General features: G+C 69.9%; 22 protein-coding genes. 11 read left to right on the forward strand and 11 right to left on the reverse strand.

Translation table 11 applies throughout. The features are described 5' to 3' along the window. Positions 1-417 precede the first annotated feature (417 nt). On the forward strand, positions 418-840 hold the full coding sequence (locus tag ACQGNW_RS01825; RefSeq protein WP_426661602.1) for a DUF192 domain-containing protein: 423 nt from the start codon (positions 418-420) through the stop codon (positions 838-840). A 237-nt stretch (positions 841-1,077) separates the two neighbouring features. Here the strand turns inward: ACQGNW_RS01825 and ACQGNW_RS01830 are convergent, their stop codons facing one another. Continuing rightward, a complete protein-coding gene (locus ACQGNW_RS01830; protein WP_426661357.1) occupies positions 1,078-1,275 on the reverse strand; it encodes a rubredoxin in 198 nt (65 codons plus the stop codon). Positions 1,276-1,380: 105 nt separating this feature from the next. Here ACQGNW_RS01830 and thiE point away from each other — a divergent pair, with 105 nt between their 5' ends. The 4 genes from thiE to ACQGNW_RS01850 all read left to right on the forward strand — a co-directional run bounded on the left by thiE (position 1,381) and on the right by ACQGNW_RS01850 (position 4,730). Further along, positions 1,381-2,019 carry a thiamine phosphate synthase gene (gene thiE / locus ACQGNW_RS01835; protein WP_426661358.1) on the forward strand — a complete coding sequence of 213 codons (639 nt, stop codon included), beginning with the start codon at positions 1,381-1,383 and terminating at the stop codon, positions 2,017-2,019. Next, positions 2,016-3,302, forward strand: coding sequence for a glutamate-1-semialdehyde 2,1-aminomutase (hemL, locus tag ACQGNW_RS01840; RefSeq protein ID WP_426661359.1), 1,287 nt, complete (start codon positions 2,016-2,018; stop codon positions 3,300-3,302). Before thiE ends, hemL begins: the two co-directional genes overlap by 4 nt. A 113-nt stretch (positions 3,303-3,415) precedes the next feature. Then, positions 3,416-4,078 carry a hypothetical protein gene (locus tag ACQGNW_RS01845; RefSeq protein WP_426661360.1) on the forward strand — a complete coding sequence of 221 codons (663 nt, stop codon included), beginning with the start codon at positions 3,416-3,418 and terminating at the stop codon, positions 4,076-4,078. Between the two features lie 4 nt (positions 4,079-4,082). After that, positions 4,083-4,730, forward strand: a complete 648-nt coding sequence (locus ACQGNW_RS01850; protein ID WP_426661361.1) for a helix-turn-helix transcriptional regulator — start codon at positions 4,083-4,085, stop codon at positions 4,728-4,730. Here ACQGNW_RS01850 and ACQGNW_RS01855 read toward each other — a convergent pair whose 3' ends face one another. The 6 genes from ACQGNW_RS01855 to ACQGNW_RS01880 all read right to left on the reverse strand — a co-directional run bounded on the left by ACQGNW_RS01855 (position 4,731) and on the right by ACQGNW_RS01880 (position 10,478). Next, complete coding sequence (locus ACQGNW_RS01855) at positions 4,731-5,150, reverse strand: VOC family protein (RefSeq protein ID WP_426661362.1); 420 nt, start codon at positions 5,148-5,150, stop codon at positions 4,731-4,733. Positions 5,151-5,208: 58 nt separating this feature from the next. Further along, positions 5,209-5,640 (reverse strand): HIT family protein, encoded by a 432-nt coding sequence (locus ACQGNW_RS01860; protein WP_426661363.1) that lies wholly within the window; start codon positions 5,638-5,640, stop codon positions 5,209-5,211. Next, complete coding sequence (locus ACQGNW_RS01865; RefSeq protein ID WP_426661364.1) at positions 5,637-6,875, reverse strand: acetylornithine/succinylornithine family transaminase; 1,239 nt, start codon at positions 6,873-6,875, stop codon at positions 5,637-5,639. The genes ACQGNW_RS01860 and ACQGNW_RS01865 overlap by 4 nt, the downstream gene beginning before the upstream one ends. A gap of 164 nt (positions 6,876-7,039) precedes the next feature. Beyond that, positions 7,040-8,389 (reverse strand): sigma-54 dependent transcriptional regulator, encoded by a 1,350-nt coding sequence (locus ACQGNW_RS01870; protein WP_426661365.1) that lies wholly within the window; start codon positions 8,387-8,389, stop codon positions 7,040-7,042. A gap of 212 nt (positions 8,390-8,601) precedes the next feature. After that, on the reverse strand, positions 8,602-9,204 hold the full coding sequence (locus ACQGNW_RS01875; RefSeq protein WP_426661366.1) for an LON peptidase substrate-binding domain-containing protein: 603 nt from the start codon (positions 9,202-9,204) through the stop codon (positions 8,602-8,604). Positions 9,205-9,659: 455 nt separating this feature from the next. Continuing rightward, a complete protein-coding gene (locus tag ACQGNW_RS01880; RefSeq protein ID WP_426661367.1) occupies positions 9,660-10,478 on the reverse strand; it encodes an SDR family oxidoreductase in 819 nt (272 codons plus the stop codon). A gap of 118 nt (positions 10,479-10,596) precedes the next feature. Here ACQGNW_RS01880 and ACQGNW_RS01885 point away from each other — a divergent pair, with 118 nt between their 5' ends. Together ACQGNW_RS01885 and ACQGNW_RS01890 are read left to right on the forward strand one after the other, a co-directional pair. Beyond that, complete coding sequence (locus ACQGNW_RS01885) at positions 10,597-11,514, forward strand: ABC transporter ATP-binding protein (RefSeq protein WP_426661368.1); 918 nt, start codon at positions 10,597-10,599, stop codon at positions 11,512-11,514. Next, on the forward strand, positions 11,511-12,926 hold the full coding sequence (locus tag ACQGNW_RS01890; protein WP_426661369.1) for a hypothetical protein: 1,416 nt from the start codon (positions 11,511-11,513) through the stop codon (positions 12,924-12,926). The genes ACQGNW_RS01885 and ACQGNW_RS01890 overlap by 4 nt, the downstream gene beginning before the upstream one ends. A 53-nt stretch (positions 12,927-12,979) precedes the next feature. Here ACQGNW_RS01890 and mpl read toward each other — a convergent pair whose 3' ends face one another. Next, positions 12,980-14,335, reverse strand: a complete 1,356-nt coding sequence (gene mpl, locus ACQGNW_RS01895; RefSeq protein WP_426661370.1) for a UDP-N-acetylmuramate:L-alanyl-gamma-D-glutamyl-meso-diaminopimelate ligase — start codon at positions 14,333-14,335, stop codon at positions 12,980-12,982. Between the two features lie 14 nt (positions 14,336-14,349). Further along, positions 14,350-14,925 (reverse strand): adenylate kinase, encoded by a 576-nt coding sequence (locus ACQGNW_RS01900; RefSeq protein ID WP_426661371.1) that lies wholly within the window; start codon positions 14,923-14,925, stop codon positions 14,350-14,352. 155 nt (positions 14,926-15,080) lie between these two features. Between ACQGNW_RS01900 and ACQGNW_RS01905 the strand changes: the two genes are divergently transcribed. Together ACQGNW_RS01905 and ACQGNW_RS01910 are read left to right on the forward strand one after the other, a co-directional pair. Next, a complete protein-coding gene (locus ACQGNW_RS01905; RefSeq protein WP_426661372.1) occupies positions 15,081-16,349 on the forward strand; it encodes a 6-phosphofructokinase in 1,269 nt (422 codons plus the stop codon). Between the two features lie 26 nt (positions 16,350-16,375). Continuing rightward, on the forward strand, positions 16,376-17,308 hold the full coding sequence (locus tag ACQGNW_RS01910; RefSeq protein WP_426661373.1) for a 1-phosphofructokinase family hexose kinase: 933 nt from the start codon (positions 16,376-16,378) through the stop codon (positions 17,306-17,308). A 90-nt stretch (positions 17,309-17,398) separates the two neighbouring features. Here the strand turns inward: ACQGNW_RS01910 and ACQGNW_RS01915 are convergent, their stop codons facing one another. Next, positions 17,399-18,217 carry an isocitrate lyase/PEP mutase family protein gene (locus tag ACQGNW_RS01915; RefSeq protein WP_426661374.1) on the reverse strand — a complete coding sequence of 273 codons (819 nt, stop codon included), beginning with the start codon at positions 18,215-18,217 and terminating at the stop codon, positions 17,399-17,401. A gap of 186 nt (positions 18,218-18,403) precedes the next feature. On the opposite strand from ACQGNW_RS01915, the gene ACQGNW_RS01920 reads away from it, so the two are divergent. Continuing rightward, positions 18,404-18,775, forward strand: coding sequence for an RcnB family protein (locus ACQGNW_RS01920; RefSeq protein WP_426661375.1), 372 nt, complete (start codon positions 18,404-18,406; stop codon positions 18,773-18,775). A gap of 148 nt (positions 18,776-18,923) precedes the next feature. On the opposite strand, the gene ACQGNW_RS01925 is transcribed toward ACQGNW_RS01920, so the two are convergent. After that, positions 18,924-19,229, reverse strand: a complete 306-nt coding sequence (locus tag ACQGNW_RS01925) for a hypothetical protein (RefSeq protein WP_426661376.1) — start codon at positions 19,227-19,229, stop codon at positions 18,924-18,926. 267 nt (positions 19,230-19,496) lie between these two features. On the opposite strand from ACQGNW_RS01925, the gene ACQGNW_RS01930 reads away from it, so the two are divergent. Then, positions 19,497-21,527 carry a sodium-translocating pyrophosphatase gene (locus ACQGNW_RS01930; protein ID WP_426661377.1) on the forward strand — a complete coding sequence of 677 codons (2,031 nt, stop codon included), beginning with the start codon at positions 19,497-19,499 and terminating at the stop codon, positions 21,525-21,527. Positions 21,528-21,567: the final 40 nt, after the last annotated feature.

Raw genomic sequence — 21,567 nt, forward strand, 5'->3', positions numbered from 1 at the left:
CATTACTGACTTTCTTTGGGTGGGACGCTTTGCATTGCTTGGACAGGTCAACAACCCGCCAGCGCAAGGCGTCCACACAATTCACCTGTGCACACTGTCAAAGATCAATCTCGCCACGAACCCTTCCGGATTCGCCCCGTGACCTTTCGTCCCGGGTGAGCCGCCCATTCTACATCGTTCTTTCAGGCCGTCAACAGTCGCAAAAGAAATATTTCTGCGGGGATGTGACGCGAACCCTTCGGGACGAGGCGGCTCGTCGAAGGGGCGAGAATCATAGCGCCGAGCCACGCGACTGTGAAGGGGCAAGCGCAAAATTCTCGACGTGGTCGCCGCGCAGCGCGGCACTACACTGGCCAGGCCGTACGCCACGCGGGACATCTTGCCATGCTGAAGCCGTTGATCGTTGCGACGCTGCTGATGGTGTGCGGCAACGCCTGCACCGCCTCGACCAGCGAGCTCCCCGTCCGCGTAAGCTTGCACGGCCATCGCTTCTCGGCGGAACTGGCCACCAATGAAGCCGCGCGCGAGCGCGGCCTGATGATGCGCACCTCGCTGGCATCGGACCGCGGCATGCTGTTCGTGTTTCCCGACACCGCACCGCGCGGATTCTGGATGAAGAACACGCTGATTCCGCTCGACATCCTGTATTTCGACGCCGACCGCAAGCTGGTGTCGGCGCAGCTGGACGTACCGCCGTGCAAGGCCGATCCCTGCCCGATCTATCCCAGCACGGGGCCGGCGCGTTACGTGCTGGAGTTGTCGGCGGGCACGGCCACACGCATCGGCGTGCGCGACGGTGACACGCTGGCGATCGAGGGGAAGCTGGGAGCGGTCGACTGAATGGCGTCGTAGGCTGCTGGCGAAACGACAGCAAGACCGACGCGATAGGGGATCAATGCTTCCGGACGGATCGCGTCGAGCATGTCCCAGTCGTCTTCGAAGGGAATGAACTGCTGCATGGTGATGCTCCGGCATGACGCGCGTCGCTTGCGCGCGGATACATCACAGCGGATCGGCGGGCCCGTTCGCAGGCGGGATGATGGCGAAAACGGGCCGGCCGCAGGCGATGATCGGCGGTCAGTCGATCTCGATCATCTCGAAGTCGCCCTTGGTGGCGCCGCAATCCGGACACGTCCAGGTCTCGGGCACGTCCTCCCAGCGTGTGCCGGGGTCGATGCCCTCTTCCGGCACGCCCAGCGCCTCGTCATAGATGTAGCCGCAGACCACGCACATCCATTTGCGCAGTGCGGTAGTTTCGGTAGAGCTCTGGGTCATCGTCGGGCTTCATTGTTCAAGGGCGAATAGTGCATTCTCGCAACTCGCCCGCCGTTGCGAAAGCACGCGGCTCCATCCGCCTCCCCTCGCGCAGGAATCCAGCGCATGACACCACTACGCTTCGCCTCCCGCGGCCTTTACGTGATCACCGATGGTCCGCGCGCCAACCTGCTCGATCTGGCGGAACAGGCCTTGGCTGGCGGCGCGCGCATGCTGCAATACCGCGACAAGACGGGCGATGCACAGCGCCGGCTCGCCGAAGCGAAAGCACTGCAGCGCGCGTGCGCCGCGCACGGCGTGCCGCTGATCGTCAATGACGACATCGCCCTGGCAGCCGCATCCGGCGCCGCAGGCGTGCATCTGGGCGAGGATGACGGGGATGTCGCGGCTGCCCGGGCTGCTTTGGGGAACGATGCGATCGTCGGCGTATCGTGCTACGACTCCCTGCAACGCGCGCGAGAAGCCGCGCAGGCCGGTGCCGACTACATTGCGTTCGGCGCCTTTTTCCCGTCGCCTACCAAGCCGAACGCTCGCCGCGCCACGCCCGAACTGCTGCGGCAGAGCGCCACGCTGGGCGTACCACGGGTGGCGATCGGCGGCATCACGCCGGACAATGCCGCCACCCTGATCGAAGCGGGCGCGGATTTGCTGGCCGTGATTTCCGCAGTGTTCGGCGCAGCCGACGTACGCGCCGCCGCGCAACGCTTCGCCGACCTGTATCCCCCGCACCGAGCCATGCCATGACCAGCAACCACGAACTGTTCCAGCGCGCCCGCCAGCTGATGCCCGGCGGCGTCAACTCGCCGGTGCGCGCCTTCAAGTCCGTGGGCGGCGAACCGTTCTTCACCGCGCGCGCCGATGGCGCCTATCTGTGGGACGTGGAAGGCCGGCGCTACATCGACTACGTGGGCTCGTGGGGCCCGATGATCGTGGGCCACAACCACCCCGCGGTGCGCGAAGCGGTGGAGCATACGGTGCGGGACGGCCTTTCGTTCGGTACGCCTTGCCCCGCCGAGGTGACCATGGCCGAGACGATCACGCGGCTGGTGCCCTCGGTGGAAATGGTGCGCATGGTGAACTCCGGCACCGAAGCCACCATGTCGGCGATCCGCCTCGCGCGCGGCGCCACCGGCCGCGCGAAGATCGTGAAGTTCGAGGGCTGCTACCACGGCCACGGCGACAGCTTCCTGGTGAAGGCCGGTTCCGGCGCACTCACCTTCGGCGTGCCCACCTCGCCCGGCGTGCCCAAGGCGAACGCCGACCTCACGCTCACGCTGCCCTACAACGATCTGGATGCCGCCAGGGCGCTGTTCGCCGAACAGGGCGGCGAGATCGCCGGCCTGATCATCGAGCCGGTGGCCGGCAACATGAACTGCATCCCGCCGCTCGACGGCTACCTGCACGGCCTGCGCGAGCTGTGCACGCAACACGGCGCGCTCTTGATCTTCGACGAGGTGATGACCGGCTTCCGCGTGGCGCTGGGCGGCGCACAGGCGTACTACGGCGTGACGCCCGACCTCAGCACGTTCGGCAAGATCATCGGCGGCGGCATGCCGGTGGGCGCCTACGGCGGCCGCCGCGAGCTGATGGAGCAGATCGCCCCGGCCGGCCCGATCTACCAGGCCGGCACGCTCAGCGGCAATCCGGTGGCGATGGCGGCGGGCCTGGCGATGCTGGAACTGGTCCAGGCGCCGGGCTTCCACGAGCGGCTCGCCGCGCGCACGCGCCTGCTCTGCGACGGCCTGCAGTCGGTCATGGACGGCGCCGGTGTACCGTTCTCGACCAACCGCGTGGGTGGCATGTTCGGGCTGTTCTTCACGGCGGGAAAGGTAACCAGCCACGCGCAGGCCACCGCCGCCGACACCGCGCTGTTCAACCGCTTCTTCCACGGCGTACTGAAGCGCGGCGTGTACCTGGCGCCCAGCGCCTTCGAGGCGGGCTTCCTCTCCAGCGCACATTCGGACCAGGACATCGCCGACACCCTGCAGGCCGCGCGCGAGGCCATAGCCGCGGCCAAGGCGAGTTGACCCCGGGCAAATCAAGCAATGACAAGCTTTACACATGATCGTATTTACTATTCGTAGCCGTCGCTCAGGATGACGGGGTCGCCATCCGGCGGCCTGTCACTGGAGCAAACATCATGAAATCCCTTGTCATTGCCTGCGCCCTTGCCATGGGCCTGGGCCTCCCCCTCACCACGCTGGCGCAGTCGGGCATGCCGGCCATGACCGGCATGCAGGCCGCGCCGCAAGCCGCCGTGCCGGCCGCGCCACAGTTGCACGCCGCGCTGCGCAGCCTGTGGCACGGCCACGTCGTGCACACGCGCGACTACGCGCTCGCCGTCAAGGCCGGCGACAAGGCTGCCGCGGCCAAGGCCGCCGACGCGGTGGTCGCCAACGCCAAGGACATCGCCAATGCGGTGGCCGGCTTCTACGGCGCCGACGCCGGCAAGGGCCTGCTGAAGCTGCTCGCCGGCCACTGGGGCGGCGTGAAGGCGCTGACCGACGCAACCCATTCGGGTAACAAGAGCGCGGCCGACAAGGCCATGCGGACGCTGTCGGCCAACGCCGGCGACATCGCCGTATTCCTGCATGGCGCCAACCCCGCCAACTGGCCCGAAGCCACGCTACAGGGCCTGCTGCTGCAGCACGTGGCCGACCATCAGGCCCAGCTCGGCGAGATCATGCGGGGCGACAAGGCCGCGGAAGCCAAGACCTGGACGATGATGCAGGAACATATGAACACCATCGCCGATGCGCTGGCGAACGGCATTGCCGCGCAGTTCCCGCAGAAGGCGAAGTAACACCGTGAGCGCCTTGCGCCAGCTCGGCCAGACCCAGCAGAAGCTGCTGCGGGCCTTGCTGGCTTCGCCGCAGGGCGCCAGCGTGGAAATGCTGTGCCAGTCGCTCAACGTGACCCACAACGCGGTGCGGCAGCATCTTTCCGCACTGATCGCGGCGGGCTACGTCGAGCGCGGCACGGCGCGTCCCACCGGAGGGCGGCCACAGGCGCGCTACCTGCTGCTGCCGGCAGGCCGCGAACTGTTCCCGCGCAACTACGGCCTGATCGCCAGCAGCATCCTGGAACACCTGTACGCCAGCGCCGGCAAGGCCGGCGCGCAGGCGCTGCTGGCCAGCACGGGCCAGGCGCTCGGGCGGGAGGCCGCCAGCCGCATCGAAGGCGAGAGCGACGCGGAAATCGCCACGCGGCTGGCTGAGCAGCTCGATGCACTGGGCTACGAAGCCGCCACCGTGAAGCGCGACGGCGAAACCCAGGTCGAGGCCTACAACTGCGTGTTCCACGCGCTCGCCAGGGCTCACCCGGACGTCTGCCGCTTCGACCTCGCGTTCATGGAAGCGGCCACCGGACGACCGATCCAGCACATGGAATGCCTGCTGCGCGGCGGCCATGCCTGCCGCTTCCGCATCGGCAAGCCGCGTACCACCGGGAGCTGACTACCACTGGCCGGTGTTGGCCATCGAAGCCCACGGCTCGGCCGGCGGCAGGTGGCCGTCCTGCAGCAGTTCCACCGAGATCAGGTCGGGCGAACGCACGAAGGCCATGTGGCCGTCGCGTGGCGGCCGGTTGATGACGTAACCCATGTCCAGCAGGCGCTGGCAGGTGGCGTAGATGTCCTCCACGCGGAAGGCAAGGTGGCCGAAGTTGCGCGCGCTGCCGTAATCCTCGGTGGAATCCCAGTTGTACGTCAGCTCGATCTCGGCCCCGGGACTGTCCGGTGCGGCGAGGAACACCAGGGTGAACTTGCCCTGGGGGTTCTCGATGCGGCGCACCTCCCTGAGGCCCAGGCCCTCGCAGTAGAAACGCAGCGAGGCGTCGATGTCGCGCACGCGCACCATGGTATGCAGGTATTTCATGGGGTCCGCCCGGATGCCGTCGATGGGGAACGGCCGATGATACCAACCGCGACGCGGCTCAACCGCGCAGGCGCATGCGCAGCGCCTGCGCCATGGCTTCGAGTTCGCCGGCCTTCGCGGGCGTCGGCACGCCACCGGGATAGACGCGCAGCAGGCCATCGCCCGCGCATCTTGGCTGCACGTGCAGATGGAAGTGGAACACTTCCTGCCCCGCCGCACGGCCACTGGATTGCCAGAGATTCAGGCCCGGCGGATCGAATTCTGCGCGCAGCGCGCGTGCCACCTGCTGCGCCATGCGCATCGAGGCCGCGGCCTCGTCGCTCGTGAGCGCGTAGAGGTCGGCCGCGTGCCGGTGCGGCGCCACCAGCACATGCCCCGGCACAGCCTGGCGCAGATCCATGAAGGCCAGCACCAGGCCGTCGTCCGCCACGATGGCGGCCGGCGCCTCGCGTGCGGAGATCCCGCAGAACGGGCAGGCCGCCGCGCTCACGCCGCGACGAAGGCGGCCAGCGCGGCCCGCAGGCGCGTGAGGCCCTCGGCGGTCTCCTCGGCGGTGATCGTCAGCGGCGGCACGAAGCGCAGCACGTCCGGGCCGGCCTGCAACAGCAGCAGGCCATGCGCCGCGGCATGGTCGAGGATCTCGCCGGCGCGCCCCCGGTACCGTGGCGCCAATGCCGCGCCGATCATCAGGCCGCGGCCGCGCACCTCCTCGAACAGGTGCAGATCCCCATCGATTGCCGCCAGACCGTCGCGCAAGGCCCGCGCCTGCGCCGCCACGTTCGCCAGCAGCGCGGGCGAGGCCAGCCTGGCCAGCGCTGCACGCGCCACCGCGGCGGCCATCGGGTTGCCGCCGAAGGTGGTGCCGTGGGCGCCGTACTGCATCACCTCGGCCACTTTGGGGCCGGCCAGCATCGCGCCGATCGGGAAGCCGCAGCCCAGCGCCTTGGCCAGGGTCACGATGTCCGGCTTCACGCCATCCTGCGCATGGGCGAACAGCGTGCCGGTGCGACCCATGCCACACTGGATTTCGTCCAGCACCAGCAGCGCGCCGTGCGCGTCGCACAGCTCGCGCACGCGTTTCAGGAAGCCCGGTGCGGCCGGCAGCACGCCCCCCTCGCCCTGCACCGGCTCCAGCATCACCGCGGCGACGTCACCGACGGCGAACGTGGTCTCCAGCGCCGCGGCGTCGTTGAAGTCGAGGTAGCGGAAGCCCCCGGGCAGCGGCTCGTAGCCTGCCTGGTACTTGGGCTGTGCGGTGGCGGTGACGGTGGCCAGGGTGCGACCATGGAACGATCCCTTGAAGGTCACGATCACGCGCCGCTCCGGCGCGCGCCCCTGCGCGGCAGCCCACTTGCGCACCAACTTGATCGCCGCCTCGTTCGCCTCGCCGCCGGAGTTGCACAGGAACACGCGCTCGGCGAAACCGCTTGCCTGCACCAGTTCCTCCGCCAGGCGCAGCGGCGGCTCGGTGTAGAACACGTTGCTGGCATGCCACAGCTTGTGCGCTTGCGTAGTGAGCGCGGCAAGCAGATCGGGATCGCCATGGCCCAGTGCGTTCACCGCGATGCCGGCGCCGAAATCCACGTAGTCGCGCCCTTCCGTGTCCCACACGCGGGCACCCTTGCCGTGGTCGAGCACCAGCTCGCGCGGCTTGTACACCGGCAGCCAGTACCGCTTGCCGAGCTCGGTCAGGCGGGAGGACGGGGTTGGTTCGCGTTGCGGCATGGGGCACTCCGGCTAGCGCCTCCGGCCATGATTCCGTGCCCGGCCGCGGCATGGCCAGGCGCCCGGATCGCATGCGGCCAGGCGATGCGCGTGAAACCGCGATTATCCCACGGGCCGGCGCCGAAGCAGCAACCGGCGCGGCAGCGGGGCATCGCGAGGGCGCCCTAGTGCGTGCGCAGCTCCTGCAGCTCCAGCCGGTGCTTCTTGCACAGGCGGTAAACCGTGACCCGGGAAATCCGCAGGCGCCGCGCGCATTCGCTGATGTTGAAGCCGCATTCGCGCAGGCAGGCCGCGATGGCCTCGCGCTCGGCCGAAGCGCGGTGGAAGACCAGGCTGGCGCCGGCCGGGTCACCGCCCTCCTTCGCAACCGGCAGGGCGAGATCGGCGACGCCGATCAGCGCGCCTTCCGCCATCACTGCGGCGCGCTGCACCCGGTTGCGCAGTTCGCGCACGTTGCCCGGCCAGCCGTACTGGCGCATCGCCCGCAGCGCCGTGCGCTCGAAACCTCGGGCGGCGCAGGTCTGCCGCTCGCGGAAGCGCTCAAGAAAGCGCTGCGCCAGCAGCTCCACGTCGTCGCCGCGCTCCCGCAGCGGCGGTATCTGCAGCCGCAACACGTTGAGCCGGTAGTAAAGATCCTCGCGGAAACGTCCCGCCGCCACGGCGTGCTCCAGATCCAGGTGGGTGGCGGCCGTCACGCGCACGTCGACCTTGATCGGCCGGCTGCTGCCCACGCGCTGCAGCACGCCCTCCTGCAGGAAGCGCAGCAGATTGGTCTGCGCGTCCAGCGGCAAGTCGCCGACCTCGTCCAGCAGGATCGTGCCGCCGGCCGCGCTCTCGATGTGCCCGATCCGCCGCGCAGTGGCGTCGGTGAACGCGCCACGCTCGTGGCCGAACAGCTCGGACTGCACGAGGTTGGGCGGCAAGGCACCGCAGTTGATCGCCACGAACGGCTGCATCGCCCGGGTCGAAAGGCGGTGCAGCACGCGCGCGGCCACTTCCTTGCCGACGCCGGTCTCGCCGGTGATCAGCACCGGCAGGTCGATCGGCGCGTACTTGCGCAGGCTGGCCGCCACCGCCGCCAGCGCCGCGCTGCGCCCCACCATCTCGGGCAGGTCGGCCGCCGCTTCGGCTTCACGCGGCTCGACACTATCGGCCCGCTCCAGTGCCGCGAGCAGGCGCGGCAGGTCCAGCGGTGCGTTGAAGAAATCACGGCAACCCCGCAGGATGCGCTTGACCTGTGGGCGCCGCGCCGGCGTGTCGAGCGAGACCAGCGCGATCCACGGCAGTGCGGGGCAATCCGCCATCAACCGCCGCATCGCCCGCAGCGCGCAGCCATCGCCGCGGCGCAGGTCCGCCAATGCCACCACGCCGCCGCCCTCGCGTACCCTGACGTCGGTTTCCGTCCCGGCCACGCGGACGTGCCACCCGGCTTCGGCCAGGCCGCTGCGTTCGCGTGCCTCCGGTTGCCCGAACCAGATCACGCACCCCTTCGGCTTCGCGTCCTTGGCGTCCATAGCCCCTCCCCGGATTCCGTTCGCCACATGCCGCTCCCCCTTGGCGACACGCGTGTGGCGAATCCGCGCCGGATATCATTCCGCCGGATTGTAGACCCGTCCGCGGCGCCCCGGATGCACCGATGCCGCTTGAACCTGCCTCCCCGGAAACGGGCACGGGCCTTGCTTGCGCGTCGCGGCGGGAGCGCCTGCGCCGGCAGCCACCGGGGGAATCAGCCTTTCTGGAAGCGCGGCAGAATGTCGCGCAGTTCGGCCAGGCGTTGCAGCGGATCGGCCAGCTCCAGCAGGCGCTGGCGTTCGTCGCCGCCCAGCGGGAGCAGCTCGGCGAGGCGGAAACCCAGCCAGCGCGCATCGTCGTAGCATTCGCGCGGCGCCTGCCGCCACCGCGGCGCCATCGCCTCCACCAGGCGCTCGGCAATCGTCTGCAGCAGCGCCAGCTCGACCGGCACCGGGACGTGCGGCTCCTCCGGCCACCACTCCACTTCGCCGCGCAGCTGGCCATCCGCGCGCACCCGGGTGCGCCGCACCCGGAAGCGCTGGCCGCCCTCGGCCACGATGCCGAGCACGCCGCCTGCGCCATGGTGGAAATCCACGATGCGCGCCAGAGTGCCCACCGCCGCCGGCAAGGCCGGCTCGCCCGCCTCGCGGCCCGCCAGGATCAGGCAGACGCCGAAGCCGCGATCGCCGCGGGCGCACTCGCGCACCAGGTCCAGGTAGCGCGGCTCGAAGATGCGCAACTCCAGCCGGCCGCCCGGATACAGCACGGTGGACAGCGGAAACAGCGGCAGTTCGGTGCGGGAGGAACGTCCAGCCATGCGGAAAGTGTAGCGGGCAGCCACGCCTTGCCCGGCGGACGGCCGTTCGACCCGGCGTCGCCATGTCCCCAAGCTCGAGTCCGCCAAGAGGACTTGCCGGGACGGCTACCGGGGCACCCGACCACCCCACCCGCCACAGCCCCGCCCGACGGTTCGGCGAAGAACCGGCGCGCCTGCGGCGGTCGCTTCGAACCCGGACCGCGGCTGGGGTGAGGTGGCCGGCACGCCGCGGGCAGGCGCCGCCGCGCATCGCCTGGGCGCCACGCGGATGGCAGACGATCACGCCACGGCGTGGCCGACCGCGACTGCCGCCTGCACGGCATGCACAACCCGCATGTGGCCGGCAGCCCGATGGTTTCCCACCGGCGGCCGGGCCTTTCCCGCCTCCACCATCGTAGCGATGGGTCCGCGCCTGGCCGACCGGCTGCGGGGGCTGCGCCGGGCCTGGCGCCGGTTCAATCCAGGAACAGGTCGGGCAGCAGCGGCACGCCCGGCTGCACCGCGTAACGCTCGAAATCGCCCACGCCCGTCTCCCGCAGCACATCCTCGTCGATCGCGAAACGGCCCGTGCATTCCTGCGCGGGACGGCAGAGCATGGCGTGGGCGGCGTCGGCCACGATCGCCGGCATGCGGCACTGTTCCGGCCGCACGCCATCGATCATGCCGATCGCCGCGGTGGCGATCACCGTGCGCGGCCACAGCGCGTTCACCGCGATGCCCAGCGGCGCGAACTCCCCGCTCATGCCCAGCACGCACAGGCTCATGCCCATCTTGGCGATGGTGTAGGCGGTATGCGGTGCGAACCATTTCGGATCGAGGCTGGGCGGCGGCGCCAGCATCAGCACGTGCGGGTTCGCGGCCCGCTTCAGGTACGGCAGACAGCTCTGCGTGACCAGGAAGGTGCCGCGCGTGTTGACCTGCTGCATCAGGTCGTAGCGCTTCATCGGCGTGCCTTCCAACCCGGCCAGCCAGATCGCACTGGCGTTGTTCACCACGATGTCGATGCCGCCGAAGCGCTCGGCCGCCTGTGCCGCCGCGGCATGCACTTCCGCCTCGTCGCGGATGTCGCACTGGATCGCCAGCGCCTTGCCGCCGGCTTCCTCCACCGCCGCCGCCGCGGTGTGGATGGTGCCCGGCAGCTTCGGGTTCGGCACGCCGCTCTTGGCGACGATAGCGATGTTGGCGCCGTCGCGCGCGGCCCGCAGGGCGATCGCGAGGCCGATGCCGCGCGAGGCGCCGGTGATGAACAGGGTCTTGCCGGACAGGGAGCCCATGGGAGTTTCCAGGCGAAAGGGTTGGCGCAGTTTTCCACAGCGCCCCGCGAGACTGGAAGCTCACCCGGCCCGCGGGCATGGCACAGTAGTCGCCTCGTCCAGTGGAGCATGCGCAGGGATGTCGACCGCCGCCGCACCGACCGCAGTTCTTGCCGACGCACTTCCCGCAGCCGTGCTGCGCGTGCGCGGCCTGCGCAAGTCCTTCAAGCAGCGCGAAGTGCTGCGCGGCATCGACTGGGACGTGCCGTCCGGCCGCGTGGTCGGCCTGCTCGGCCGCAACGGCGCCGGCAAGACCACCCTGCTGCGCTGCCTGCTCGGTCTCTCGCCGATCGACGCCGGCACGGTGGAACTGTTCGGCGAACCGATGACCGAACCCGGCGGCGAGCGCATGCACCGCATCGGCTTCGTGCCGCAGACCTTCGACCTGTTTCCCTGGATGAGGGTGCGCGCCTACCTCGATTTCACCGCCGCGTTCTATGCAGGCTGGAACCATGCGCTGGCCGCTCGCCTGCTCGGCGACTGGGAACTCGATCCGAAGCAGAAGATCGGCGAGCTGTCGCAGGGCCAGCGGCAGAAGCTGGCCATCGTGCGCGCGATCGCGCCCGAGCCCGACCTGCTGGTGCTCGACGAGCCGGTGGCCAGCCTCGACCCGCAGGCGCGCCGCGCCTTCATGGCGGAACTGCTGGAGCTGATGCGCCAGCCGGGCAAGACGGTGATCTTCTCCACCCACATCACCGCCGACCTCGAGCGCGCCGACGCCGACATCACCCTGCTGCGCGACGGCGCGATCCAGTTCACCCGCCCGCTGGCAGAGCTGCGCGAGCGCATGCATCGCGCAGTGCTGGCACGCGCCGGCGGCTGGCCGCAGGTGCCGACGGTGGCGGGCCTGCTGAAGGCCACGCTCAAGGGCGACGAAGCGCAGCTGCTGGTAGAGGACATGAACCCGGAGAGCCTGCAGGCGCTGGCTGCGCGCGAAGGCGCCACGCTGCGCATCGAGACGCCCACGCTGGAAGACCTGTTCGTGGAGCTGGCATGAAGGCGGTGTGGCAGCTGTGGCTGCAGCCGTGCCGGCAATTCATCGTGGTCGCGGTACTGATGCAGCTGGCGTGGCTGGGCGGCGCGGTGGCGCTGGGCTGCGTCGGCGCATTCGGCGTCGCTGCCGCCGGCGCGGCGGCCATGCTGTTCGGCTTCGGCGCGTGGTTCTGGTTCACGATGCTTGGCCTCAGCCTGCGCGGCCTGTGCCGGCCGGAGGGTTTCCTGCTGCCCGACTTCCGGCACCGGCTCTTCCTGGCGGGCATGCTGCACGTCGCGCAGTGGGCGCTGCTGCCCACGCTGGCCGCGCTGCTGCTGGGCGTGCCGCACGCCATGCCGGGCGGCGCAGCGGTGCTGCTGCTGGCGGCGGTCGGGCTGGCCGCCACGTCCGCGCGCTACATCAACCTGCTGGTGTGGGGCCTGTTCGTGCTGGCCGGCTGGCAGCCGGGGCTGGCCGGCCAGATCACCAGGGCGGTGGTCGCCTCACCGTGGGCGGTGCCGCTGGCGCTGCTGCTGGCGGTCCTGATCGCCAGCCTCAGCCTGCGCGCGATGCTGCGCATCGAGGACCGCGAAACGGACAGCTCGCCGCTGGAAAACGCCCAGCTCGGCCGTTCGCGCGCCCGCAGCCTGGACGGCACGCCGGTGCGGCGCGGCAAGCTGGCCAGGCACATCGGCGCGATCTTCGACGGCACCTCGCGGCGCGCAATGGAACAGGCTTTGGCGCACTACCGCCGCAAGCCCACGTGGCGCCTGCGCATGGTGCTGGTACGCCGGCTGCTGTTGCCGCACGACAACCCGCAGGCAATCGCGCTGCGCCTGCTGCTGGTGGCGGCGATCGTGACGTTCTACGTGCTGGCGGTGATGCACCGGCAGCGCTTCAATGCCGTGGTGGTGGGCGCCTACGCGATCCTGCTGGGGCTGTCGCGCTTTCCGCAGCTCGGCCGCGGCATGCGGCAAATGCGACCGAACCTCGCCGACCTCTACCTCACCCTGGCGCCGCCGACGCGCGCCGACTACCAGCAGACCCTGCTTGACGCCCTGGTGGTGCTGGTGCCGATCACCGTGCTCAGCACCGTGGCCTATACCGGCCTGGGCATCGTGCTCACCCATGCCGCCGAGCCGCTGCGCATGCTGCTCGATGCGGCGATCGTGAGCGTGGGTGCCAGCCTCACCGCGCTGGCGGTGCACCTGATCGGCCCGGAGGGCAGCTTCGGACGAGGTCTGGTCGACCTCGGCGTCACGCTGGGCGCGATGGCGGTGTACTGGAGCGGCTACTGGCTGCTCGGCGCACTCGGCCACGCCATCGGCAGCGGTGTGCTGTTGCTGCTCACGCTGGGCTTCGGGCTGGGCGTGTGGACGTCGGCGCGGCGCGAGTACCTGCGCCGGCCGCCGTGCTTCGACGCACCGCTGGCCTGAGAGCCTGTTCAATGCCTCCACACAGCTCGTGGAGACATTGAACAGGCTTTGAGTCAGCCGCGGAGCAGCTCGGCGAACCGGCGCGGCGCGCCCTCGAAGCCGCCGTTGGACATGAACACCACGTAGTCGCCGGGCCGGGCCTGCGCGCGCAGCGCCGCCAGCAGTGCATCGACGCTGGCGGCGGTGCCGCCGCGCCCGTGCAGGGCGTCGGTGACGCGCTGCGCGTCCCACGGCAGCTCGGGTCGATGCAGGAACACCACCGCGTCGGCATCGGCCAGCGACGGCGCCAGCGCCTCGGCATGCGCGCCGAGCCGCATCGAATTGGAACGCGGCTCCAGCGCCACCAGGATGCGCGCCCTGCCCACCTTCGCGCGCAGGCCGGCCAGCGTGGTGGCGATGGCGGTGGGGTGGTGCGCGAAGTCGTCGTACACGCGCACGCCGCCCACGTCGCCCACCAGCTCCATGCGGCGCTTCACGCTCTCGAAGCGGGCGAAGGCGGGCAGCAGCGCGCGCGGATCGGCGCCGGCCGCCGTGGCGGCGGCGAGCGCGGCCAGTGCGTTCATCACGCTGTGGTGGCCCAGCAGCGACCAGCGCACCTCGCCCACCGGCTCGCCCTTGCGCGTGACCTTGAACACGCTGCCGTCGGCTTCGAGAAGCTCGGCCCGCCAATCGCCGCGACCGATGCCGAACGTCTCCACCGGCGTCCAGCAGCCCATCGCCAGCACTTCGGCGAGGTGCTCGTCGTGCGCGTTGACGACCAGCCGCCCGTTGCCCGGCACGGTGCGCACCAGGTGGTGGAATTGGCGCTGGATCGCCGCCACGTCGGGGAAGATGTCCGCGTGGTCGTATTCGAGGTTGTTGAGGATCGCGATGCGCGGGCGGTAGTGCACGAACTTCGAGCGCTTGTCGAAGAACGCGGTGTCGTACTCGTCCGCCTCGATCACGAACGGCTTGCCCGCACCCAGCCGCGCGGACACGCCGAAGTTGCCGGGCACGCCGCCGATCAGGAAGCCCGGGGCCATGCCGGCGCTTTCCAGCAGATGCGCCAGCAGGCTGGTGGTGGTGGTCTTGCCGTGCGTGCCGGCCACCGCCAGCACCTCGCGCCCCGGCAACAACGTCTCGCCCAGCCACTGCGGACCGGAGATGTAGCGCAGCTGCGCGTCGAGCATGTACTCGACCGCGGGATTGCCGCGGCTCATGGCGTTGCCCACCACCACGAGATCGGGCGCGGGCTCGAGATACTCGGCCTTGTAGCCGTCCATCAGGCGGATGCCCAGCGCTTCGAGCTGGGTGCTCATCGGCGGGTAGACGTTGGCGTCGGAACCTTCGACGTCATGCCCGAGTTCGCGCGCCAGCGCGGCGACGCCACCCATGAACGTGCCGCAGATTCCGAGGATGTGCAGACGCATGGGAAGAATGCGGGTCAGACGACCGTCTCGACCTTCAGCGCGCGCTTCACCCGCGCGGTGACTTCGTCCAGCGCGCCCACGCCGTCGACCACCTGCAGCTTGCCGCGCTTCGCGTAGAAGTCGGCCACCGGCGCGGTCTGCTCGGCATAGATCTTGAGGCGGTCGCGCACCACCGCCGGGTCATCGTCCTTGCGGTGCTCGGCGGCGTAGCGGATCTCGCAGCGGCCGATGATCGCCTCGCTCGGCACCTCCAGCTTCACCACCGCATCCAGCGGCTGGCCGACGCGGGCCAGCAGTTGGTCGAGCGCGTCGGCCTGCGCGAGGTTGCGCGGGTAACCGTCGAGGATGAAGCCGTTTTTCGCGTCGGCCTGGGCCAGGCGCTCCTCCAGCATGGCGAGCAGGATGTCGTCGGAGACCAGCTTGCCGGCGTCCATCACCGCCTTGGCCTTGAGCCCGGTGGGCGTGCCCGCGGCCACGGCCGCGCGCAGCATGTCGCCGGTGGAGATGTGCGGCACGCCCAGGTCGTTCTTCAGCCGGGTGGCCTGGGTGCCCTTGCCCGAACCGGGCGCACCGAGTAGCACGAGTCGCATATCGCTCCGCAATGGCGACGGAAGGCCGCCGATTCCCTGGGAAATGGGCTTCACGGTAGCGTTTGAAGCCGGCTGCCGTCAAACGAAAACCGCCGCCGCAGTACCGACATTCGTCGCATCGGAGCGATACTGGGCACTCGTCGAAGGAGATGCCCATGCCGCCCCGCCGCACCAGTTCCGGCCGCCTGCTCTACGCCCAGTCCGGCGGCGTCACCGCCGTGATCAACGCCACCGCCGCCGGCGTGATCGAAGCGGCGCGCGCGAAGGGCGTGCCGGTGTATGCCGCACGCAACGGCATCCTCGGCGCGCTGCGCGAGGAACTGATCGACACCGGCAAGGAAACCAAGGCCGCCATTGCGGCACTTCGCCACACCCCGGGCGGCGCGTTCGGCTCGTGCCGCTACAAGCTCAAGTCACTGGAGGCGAATCGCGCCGAGTACGAGCGCCTGATCGAGGTGTTCCGTGCGCACGACATCCGCTGGTTCCTCTACAACGGCGGCAACGACTCCGCCGACACCGCGCTGAAGATCTCGCAGCTGGGCAAAGCGATGGATTACGACATCCGTTGCATCGGCGTGCCGAAGACGGTGGACAACGACCTCGCCGTCACCGACTGCTGCCCCGGCTTCGGCTCGGTGGCGAAGTACACGGCGGTCTCCACGCTGGAGGCGAGCCTCGACGTCGCCTCGATGGCCGACACCTCCACCAAGGTGTTCATCCTCGAAGTGATGGGCCGCCACGCGGGCTGGATCGCCGCCGCTGCGGGCCTGGCCGGCGAGAGCGCGGACGAACCGCCGCACCTCATCCTGTTCCCCGAACGCAGCTTCGACGAGGCCGCCTTCCTCGCCAGGGTAAAGGCCACGGTGGAACGCGTGGGCTGGTGCACCGTGGTCGCCTCCGAAGGCATCCGCGACGCCGACGGCCGGTTCCTCGCCGAGGCAGGTACGCGCGACGCGTTCGGCCACACGCAGCTCGGCGGCGTGGCGCCGGTGCTGGCCGCACTGGTGAAGGAGAAGCTGGGCTACAAGTACCACTGGGCGCTGCCCGATTACCTGCAGCGCTCAGCGCGCCACCTCGCGTCCAGGACCGACGCCGAACAGGCCTACGCGGTGGGCCGGGCCGCAGTGGACTACGCGCTGGCCGGCATGAACGCGGTGATGCCGGTGATCGTGCGCAGCAGCGACGCGCCCTACCGGTGGAAAGTCGAACCGGCACCGCTGCACAAGATCGCCAACCGCGAGAAGAAGATGCCGAGCGGCTTCCTCACCCGCGACGGCTTCGGCATCACGGTGGCGGCGCGCCGCTACCTGGCGCCGCTGATCCAGGGCGAGGCGCATCCGCCGCATGGCTCCGACGGGCTGCCCCGGTACGGGCGGCTGAAGAACACCAGCGTGGCGAAGAAGCTGCCAAGCTTCGAACACTGACCGATCCACAGCTAGCGGAGACCGCCATGGCAAGGATCGTCACGCTGACGATGAACCCGGCGCTGGACATCGCCACGTCGATCGAGCGGATCGCTCCCGAGCGGAAGCTGCGCTGCGACGCCCCGCGCTACGACCCGGGCGGGGGCGGCATCAACGTGGCCCGGGTGGCCCATGCACTCGGCGTCGATGCGCTGGCGGTCTTTCCGGCGGGCGGCGCCGCGGGCGAGTTGATCGGCCACCTGCTGCGGCAGGAGGGCGTCGGCTACTCGGCCATCCCGATCGACGGGTTCACGCGCGAGAGCCTCAACGTCGCCGAGCGCGAGAGTGGTCAGCAGTACCGCTTCATCCTGCCGGGTCCGGAGCTCGGCGGCCATGACCAGCAGCACTGCCTCGATGCGCTGGCGACCGCCGCGGCCGGCGCCGACTACATCGTCGCCAGCGGCAGCCTGCCTCGTGGCGTTCCCGAGGATTTCTACGCGCGGGTCGGAGACATCGCCCGGCGGCTGGGCCGGCGCCTGGTGCTGGACACCTCCGGCCCGGCGCTGAAACACGCCGGAACCGGCATCCATCTGCTGAAGCCCAGCCTGGGCGAGCTGGAAGGCTTGCTCGGCCATTCGATCCAGGGCGAACGCGAAGAGGAACAGGCGGCGCGTGGCCTGATCGAGCAGGGGCGCTGCGAGATCGCGGTGGTGTCCCTCGGCGCGCGCGGGGCGCTGCTGGCGAGCAAGGACGGGGTCAAGCGCCTGCCTGCCCTGCAGGTGGCATCCAAGACCGCCGTCGGGGCGGGCGACTCGATGCTGGCCGGCATCCTGGTGGGTTTGATCCGTGGCCTGGGGCTGGGCGAAGCCGCCCGCTTCGGCATCGCGGCGGGCGCCGCCGCGTTGCTCGCCACCGGCACGCAGCTGTGCCGCCCGGAAGACGTGGAACGGCTGTACCGGACGGCAGTCGGCGCCGCGTGACACCGGGCCGCGCGAATGCTCCCGCGCGGGCAGCACCGGTTTCCGCTGCGACCTCCATACAGCCGTCCGGGTACCCGGGCGGCGTACGGATCAGAACAGGCCATTGAGCTCCGCGTGAGTGGCGTTGTCGGCAAAGCCGTCGAAGCGCCCCTCGGCCAGGCCACGCGCGGCGCGCAGGAAACCGCCCCAGGCGGCGCCCGCCAGTGCGCCGCCCACGCTGATCCGGCGCACTCCGAGTTTCGCGAGATCGGCCAGCGTGAACGGTGCGGCGTAGCCGACCAGCACGTTGACCGGCTTCGGCGCGACGGCGCGCACCACCGCTTCGATCTGTTCGCTGCTGCGCAGGCCCGGCGCGTACAGGCAGTCTGCGCCGGCCTCGGCATAGGCCTTGAGCCGCTTCAGCGATTCGTTCAGGGGATCGGGATGGCCGACCAGGAAGCACTCGGCGCGGCCGGTCAGCAGCACGTCCTGGCCAGAGGCGTCGATCGCCGCCCGTGCGGCGCGCAGGCGCGCCACCGCCTCGTCGATCGCGTACAGCGGCCGTGCGGCCTCGCCGGTGGAATCCTCGATCGACAGGCCCGCCACGCCGGTGTCGACGCAGCGGCGCACGTTGTCCGCCAGCTCCTTGAGATCGCGTGCGTGGCCATCCTCGAAATCGGCGTTCACCGGCAGGTCGGTGGCCGCCACGATCGCGCGGCAGTGCGCCAGCACCGCGTCCACGTCCATGGTGTTGTCGCGATGCGCGCACGACCACGCAAAGCCCGAGCTGGAGGTCGCCAGCGCCTTGAAGCCCAGCTGCTGCAAGGCCCGGGCGGAGCCGGGGTCCCACGGATTGGGAAGCATGAAGCAGCCGTCTTCATGCAGCTTGCGGAACGCGGCGCGGCGCGCGGCGAAATCGATGGGGTTCATGCCCGCAGCCTACTACGTCGGCCCACCCTTCCGCGCTGCCGTCAATGACGACCGATGCCGATGTGCGGCCTCGACGGGCCACTGACTGACGCCTGAAGACGGCGGTCCGTCGCAGGTCTTTCGTTCAGACGCGTTTTCATACGCTCGATCCCGAAGCCGCCCGGCGGCGCGACCGGAGACACCGCGATGAAGACTTTGTACAGCCTGATGCTCGCCCTGCCTCTGCTCGCCGGCAGCGGCGCCGCGCTGGCGGACCACGATCACGGGCACGACCACGGGCCGGACCACCATGGCTGGCAGGAATACCGCGGCCACGGACACCATGACGATCGTCGCTACGACGGCGACCGTCGCTACGACAGCGATCGTCGCTACGAGCGCTATCGCCACTGGGAACGCGGCCATCGCTACGGTGGCCCGATCTACGTGGTGCACGACTACCGCTACTACCGCCTGCGCCCGCCGCCGCGTGGCTATGGCTGGGTACGCGCGGACAACGACGACTACCTGCTGGTCGCGCTCGCCACCGGCGTCATCCTCGACATCGCCACGCGCTGATTCCCTGCCCGCCACGCCAAAGGCCGCGCAGCGATGCGCGGCCTTCGCGTTTCTGCAGCGCCAGGCCTGCAGCGACCCGGTCCCGCCCGGGAAGACGGCCGGGCGTGCACAGCCCGCCATTGCCGCACAGCACGACGTCAGCATTGTTCTAGGCCTTCATGAGATCGGCGGACAGCTGGTTCTGCCGAATCACCCGGGCATGGTGCATCGTCAGCCAGACGCCTCCGCCGAGCAGCTGCGCCGGGGTGATCAAGGCAGCAGCGGTCGCCTTCCACTTCAGCCACCGATGCAGATTCTGCAACTGGCCGAGCTGTCCGGCCAAAGGCTTGTGCGACCTTCCCCACTCGGCGCCCGCGTTGTCCAGGCTCAGCCTGCACGCAGCCATCGATTCGCCGAGCCTCTCGGTGACATCCAGCGGACAAGGCGGGCCGGCTTCGGCAGCGTGCGCGTACATCATCGGTACCGACGCCAAAGAACGCACTTCTGCGCGTCCAGACATATCCTCCGATGGCGGCTCTCCGGGAAGGACGGCAGGGATGCACGACGACGCCAGGTGCGCGCCATGTCGTCGCATGCGCTCCATGCGCACGGGGACAGCCTGGAATCCGGCTCGCCACAGCCATGTGCGTTGCGCCGCACAACGGGATGTGCGCCGGGCTCTGCCTATACTCCCTTGGACCGCCCGCTCCGGACGGCCATTACAACTCATGGGGAGGCTCCGATGCTGCAGCAGCTTGGCTGGTGGATCGTGCTCGCGTGTGCGGTGGTGGCAGTGTTGTATGGCGCATTGTCGGCACGCTGGATTCTGGCGCAGTCGCCGGGCAATGCACGGATGCAGGAGATCGCCGCGGCGGTGCAGGAGGGTGCCCGCGCGTATCTCAACCGCCAGTACGGCACGATCGCCCTGGTCGGCGCGGTGCTGTTCCTGCTGATCGGCTTCTTCCTCTCCTGGCCCACCGCGCTGGGCTTCCTGATCGGCGCGGTGCTCTCGGGCGCAGCCGGCTACATCGGCATGAACGTGTCGGTACGCGCGAACGTGCGCACTGCCGAGGCGGCGCGGCAGGGGCTGTCCGCGGCGATGAACGTGGCGTTCCGCGGCGGCGCGATCACCGGCATGCTGGTGGTGGGCCTGGCGCTGCTGGGCGTGGCCGGCTACTGGCTGATCCTCAACCGCATCGGCATCACCAGCGAACAGGCGCTGCACGCGCTGGTGGGCCTGGCGTTCGGCAGCTCGCTGATCTCGATCTTCGCGCGCCTCGGCGGCGGCATCTTCACCAAGGGCGCCGACGTGGGCGCCGACCTGGTGGGCAAGGTGGAGGCCGGCATCCCCGAGGACGATCCGCGCAACCCGGCGGTGATCGCCGACAACGTGGGCGACAACGTGGGCGATTGCGCCGGCATGGCGGCCGACCTGTTCGAGACCTACGCGGTGACGGTGATCGCGACCATGCTGCTGGGCGGCCTCACCTTGAGTGACGCAGGCGCCAATGCGGTGCTCTACCCGCTGCTGCTGGGCGCGGTGTCGATCATCGCGTCCATCGTCGGCACGCTGTTCGTGCGGGTGAAGGCTGGCGGCTCGATCATGGGCGCGCTGTACAAGGGCGTGGCCGTGTCCGGCGTGCTGGCCGCCGCGGCGTTCTATCCGATCACCATGCAGCTGATGGGCGGCTTCGGCTACGGCGCGCTGAACCTGTGGTTCTGCGCCATCATCGGCCTGCTGCTCACCGGCGCCATCGTGTGGATCACCGAGTACTACACCGGCACGCAGTACCAGCCGGTCAAGCACATCGCGCAGGCCTCCACCACCGGCCACGGCACCAACATCATCGCGGGCCTGGGCGTGTCGATGAAGGCCACCGGCCTGCCGGTGGTGGCGATCTGCCTGGCGATCTGGGGCGCGTATGCGCACGGCGGCCTGTACGGCATCGCGATCGCCGCGACCGCGATGCTGTCGATGGCCGGCATGATCGTGGCGCTGGACGCCTACGGCCCGATCACCGACAACGCCGGCGGCATCGCCGAGATGGCCGACCTGCCGCCGGAGGTGCGCGGCGTCACCGATCCGCTGGACGCGGTGGGCAACACCACCAAGGCGGTGACCAAGGGCTACGCGATCGGCTCGGCCGCGCTGGCGGCGCTGGTACTGTTCGCCGACTACACGCACAACCTCGCGGTGAACCACCCCGGCCAGTCCTTCACCTTCGACCTCTCCGACCATATGGTGATCATCGGCCTGCTGATCGGCGGCCTGATCCCCTATCTGTTCGGCGCGATGGCAATGGAGGCGGTGGGCCGCGCCGCGGGCGCGGTGGTGGAGGAAGTGCGCCGCCAGTTCCGCGACATCATCGGCATCATGGAAGGCACCGGCAAGCCGCAGTACGACAAGGCGGTGGACATGCTCACCCGCTCGGCGATCAAGGAAATGATCCTGCCTTCGCTGCTGCCCGTGGTGGTGCCGATCCTCGTGGGCCTGCTGCTGGGGCCGAAGGCGCTGGGCGGCGTGCTGATCGGCACCATCGTCACCGGTCTGTTCGTGGCGATCTCGATGACTACCGGCGGCGGCGCCTGGGACAACGCCAAGAAGTACATCGAGGATGGCCACCACGGCGGCAAGGGCTCGGAGGCGCACAAGGCCGCCGTCACCGGCGACACCGTGGGCGACCCCTACAAGGACACCGCCGGCCCCGCGGTGAACCCGCTGATCAAGATCATCAACATCGTGGCGCTGCTGATCATTCCGCTGCTGCACTGAGCGCCATGCACCCCGACGACAGGCCCCGCATGCGGGGCCT

The sequence above is a fragment of the Rhodanobacter aciditrophus genome (assembly GCF_050026795.1).
Taxonomy (GTDB): Bacteria; Pseudomonadota; Gammaproteobacteria; order Xanthomonadales; family Rhodanobacteraceae; genus Rhodanobacter_A.